Origin of the sequence: Streptomyces sp. ICN903, from assembly GCF_022015835.1 — a bacterium.
GTDB classification, from domain to species: domain Bacteria; phylum Actinomycetota; class Actinomycetes; order Streptomycetales; family Streptomycetaceae; genus Streptomyces; species Streptomyces fenghuangensis.
Genome location: NZ_JAKMAY010000457.1, coordinates 1 through 3148, shown reverse-complemented (window position 1 = coordinate 3148; position 3148 = coordinate 1). Strand labels below are relative to the sequence as shown.

At 76.0% G+C, this 3148-nt stretch carries 3 protein-coding genes; 1 reads left to right on the top strand and 2 read right to left on the bottom strand.

Annotated elements, in window-relative coordinates:
* Nucleotides 1-107 precede the first annotated feature (107 nt).
* Nucleotides 108-1085, top strand: coding sequence for a serine hydrolase domain-containing protein (locus L7D48_RS27625; protein WP_237883650.1), 978 nt, complete (start codon nucleotides 108-110; stop codon nucleotides 1083-1085).
* On the opposite strand, the gene L7D48_RS27620 is transcribed toward L7D48_RS27625, so the two are convergent.
* Together L7D48_RS27620 and L7D48_RS27615 are read right to left on the bottom strand one after the other, a co-directional pair.
* A complete protein-coding gene (locus tag L7D48_RS27620) occupies nucleotides 1079-1750 on the bottom strand; it encodes a response regulator transcription factor (RefSeq protein WP_237883649.1) in 672 nt (223 codons plus the stop codon). The genes L7D48_RS27625 and L7D48_RS27620 overlap by 7 nt on opposite strands.
* The gene (locus L7D48_RS27615; protein ID WP_237883647.1) at nucleotides 1747-3102 is read right to left on the bottom strand and encodes a sensor histidine kinase; all 1356 of its coding nucleotides are present in this window, start codon (nucleotides 3100-3102) and stop codon (nucleotides 1747-1749) included. The genes L7D48_RS27620 and L7D48_RS27615 overlap by 4 nt, the downstream gene beginning before the upstream one ends.
* Nucleotides 3103-3148 lie beyond the last annotated feature (46 nt).

Here is a 3148-nt window from a genome sequence, read left to right as displayed (position 1 = left end):
CCACCGGCACCGCCCGCCCCGAAGCCGTCACCGGCACCGCCCCACGGCCCGAGTCCGCGCTCTCCCTCCCCCTGGAGACGGTCGCCGCCGCCGCGCCCGGCCCCGCGGTGGCGGTCGTGGCGGTACGGGCGGGCGAGTCCAGGACGCTGTGCCGGGGCGCGTCCGCCGCCACCCGCTTCGAACTCGGCTCGGTGACGAAGACGTTCACCGCCCTGTTGCTGGCCGAGGCGGTGGCCCGGGGCGAGCTGGGCCACGACGACCCGATCGCCGGACGCCTCCCCGCGGCCGCCGTGCCCGAGGGCTACGGCGACCGGATCACCCTCGCCCACCTGGCCTCGCACACCGCCGGGCTCCCCGTCCTGCCACCGGGGCTGCTGGCACGGGCCGTGCCCCGCTTCTACACCAACCCCTACGAGGGCTTCACCCCCGACCACCTGCTGCACGCCCTCTCCCAGACCCGGGTGCGCCACCCTCCCGGACAGCGGGTGCGCTACTCCAACTTCGGCGTCGGACTGCTGGGCCGGCTGCTGTCGGACGCGGCCGGCGCCCCGTACGGCGAGGCGCTCGCCACCCGGATCCTCACGCCGCTGGGCCTGGCCGACAGCACCTGCGACCCCGAGCTGCCCCAGGCCACCGGCCACTGGCACGGCCGCCCCCGCCCGCCCTGGCGCATCCCGGGCCTGCCGGGCGCGGGCGCGCTGCGCTCCAGTGCCCGCGACCTCCAGCGCTACCTGGAGGTCCTGCTCTCCCCGCCGCCGGAGGCGGACGGGACCCTGCGCACCGCCCTCCACGACGTCACCCGCCCCCGGGCGACCGCGCCCGGGGGCGACCGGATGTGCCTGGCCTGGAAGGCGCGCACCCACACCGCCCGCGACGGCGGCGAGTTCGACCTGCTGTTCCACTCCGGCGGCACCCGCGGCTTCACGTCCTTCGCCGGCTTCTGCCCGGCCGCCCGCGTCGGCCTGGCGGCGGTGACCAACAGCTCCCCCACCCTGCGCGGCACCTTCATCCGCACCGCCTACCGCACCCTGCGCGACCTCGCGGCCGAGATCCCCGCACGCCGCGCCCGATCCACCGCTCAGTAACCAGCCGGGCGCACCAGCCCCGACTCGTAGGCGAAGACCGCGGCCTGGGTCCGGTCGCGCAGGCCCAGCTTGAGCAGGATCCGGCCGACGTGGGTCTTCACCGTCTGCTCCGCCACCACCAGGCGTTCGGCTATCTCCGCGTTGGACAGGCCCTGTGCGATCAGGGACAGCACCTCGGTCTCGCGCCCGGTCAGATCGCCGACACGTTCCCTCAGCGGAGAGCGGGGCGCGCCGCTCACCCGGGAGAACTCGGTGATCAGCCGCCTGGTGACGTTCGGGGCGAGCAGCGCGTCCCCGGCCGCCACCACCCTCACCGCGTGCGCGAGTTCTTCGGCCGAGGCGTCCTTGAGCAGGAACCCTGAGGCGCCCGCGCGCAGCGCCTCGTACACGTACTCGTCGAGGTCGAAGGTGGTCAGCACCAGGACCCTGGGGGCGTCCTCCCCCGACCCGGTGATGCGGCGGGTCGCCCCGATGCCGTCGAGCCCGGGCATCCGGATGTCCATCAGCACGACGTCCGGGGCGAGTTCGGCGGCCCTGGCCACGGCGTCGAGGCCGTCGACGGCCTGGCCGACGACCTCGATGCCGGGCTCGGCGCCCAGCAGCACCGTGAAGCCCTGGCGGACCATCATCTGGTCGTCGGCGATCAGTACGCGGATGTCCGTCACGGGCCGTCCTTCACGGGTCTGTCCTCCACCGGGTCCGCCGGCAGGATCGCGGTCACTTCCCAGCCGCCGTCCGGAGTCGGGCCGGCGACCAGTTCGCCGCCCAGCATGGCGGCGCGCTCGCGCATGCCCGGCAGCCCGTGCCCCTCGCCCCGGCCGGACGGAGCGGGGGCACGGGCGGAGGCGGGCGAGGCGCCCCCCGGCGGCGCGGTGTTGACGACCCGGACGGTGACGCCGTCCGCCCGGTAGCCCACCGCGACCCGCACCGCCGCGCCGGGGGCGTGCCGCATCGCGTTGCTGAGCGCCTCCTGGACGATGCGGAACACCGACAGCTCCACACCCGGCGACAGCGGGCGCGGCCTCCCCTCCGTATCGCGGGAGACCTCCATCCCGGCGCCGCGCACGTTGGCGAGGAGGTCCTCCAGCCGGTCGAGCGAGGGCTGCGGGGCGTAGCGGGCTCCGTCCGCCGGGTCCTCCGAGCGCAGCACCCCCAGGACGCGGCGCAGCTCGGTCAGCGCCTCCAGCGCGTTGCCGCGGATGCCCGCGAGGTTCTCCCGCAGCTCCGGGGTCGGGTTCTCGACCAGGTGCGGGGCGACCTGCGCCTGAATGGAGATCACCGACATGTGGTGGGCGACCACGTCGTGCAGTTCGCGGGCGATCCGGCTGCGCTCCTCCAGCAGGGTGCGCCGCGCCCGCTCCCCGGCGGTGATCTCCTTCTGCTCCACCAGCCGGGTGCGTGCCTCCCAGCGGCCGCGCAGCGCGGAGCCGACCACCACGGCGACCGTGAGGACCACCAGGGCCAGGCCGGTCCTGTCCTGGTGGGCGGGCACCGGCCCCCCTGCGGCCAGGCCCGCCAGCAGACTGATCACCAGTGCACCGGCCGCGGCCCGGGGCCGGGTGCGCAACGCCACCAGGAAGAGCACCCCGGCCTGCAGGGCGAGCACGGCCGCCGTCCAGGGAAGCCGCTGCCCGGCGGCGGCCCAGAGGGGCCACGGCTCGGCGGCCATCCGGGCGCTCGCGTACCACGCGACCAGGACCAGGGCGGCCGTGGACGCCCACCAGGCGGGGATCGGGCGGAACATCGCGCCGACGAGCGCCGCCGACTGGACACCGGCGAGCAGCAGACCGGCCGGGGCGGCCATCCGGTAGGTGTGGAGGTACTCGTTCGCGTTGACGACGAGCAGGGCCACCGCGAACAGCACCAGCGGCACCGCGGACGCCGGCGCCCAGTCCCTCCAGCCCGGCCGCCCGGTGCGCGGCAGCGGCTCGACGGCCACCGTCAGCAGGTCCTCGCGCAGCGCACGCGGCACCGCCCGCAGTGCCGCCGCGATCCGCCCGGGCACATCCCCCTTCACCGGACCGACCCTATCCACCCCGCACCGCCCCCGACTGCCGATTCAC